The sequence below is a fragment of the Flavobacterium nitrogenifigens genome, from assembly GCF_003254565.1.
Taxonomy (GTDB): domain Bacteria; phylum Bacteroidota; class Bacteroidia; order Flavobacteriales; family Flavobacteriaceae; genus Flavobacterium; species Flavobacterium nitrogenifigens.
This window is the reverse complement of sequence record NZ_QJRI01000062.1, coordinates 1-311: the sequence shown is the minus strand read 5'-3', so window position 1 is coordinate 311 and position 311 is coordinate 1. Positions and strand designations below refer to the sequence as shown.

Here is a 311-nt window from a genome sequence, read left to right as displayed (position 1 = left end):
CTGGAGCCCTCTGTAATAGAAAAGCTTAAGCTGTTCATCTATTATGAATGGCACTATATTGTTGGCTAGGCACTCCTTGAAAATAATTAGCCTTCCCACACGGCCATTGCCATCCTGAAAAGGATGTATGATTTCGAATTTATAATGGAAATCAATGATGTCCTGGATATTTTTATCTTTAATCGCATGGTAATCCGCCAGCAGTTCTTTCATCTTTTGAGAAACTTCTTTAGGGTGACAGGTTCCATTGCCTCCAACTTCATTGGGCATTCTTTTATATTCCCCAACATTAAACCAATCTTTTCCGCTAT

1 protein-coding gene is annotated in these 311 nt (G+C 38.6%); it reads right to left on the bottom strand.

Translation table 11 applies throughout. The features are described 5' to 3' along the window. A partial coding sequence (locus tag DM397_RS00265) for a Fic family protein (RefSeq protein ID WP_162615420.1) occupies positions 1 to 311 on the bottom strand: 311 nt, incomplete at both ends.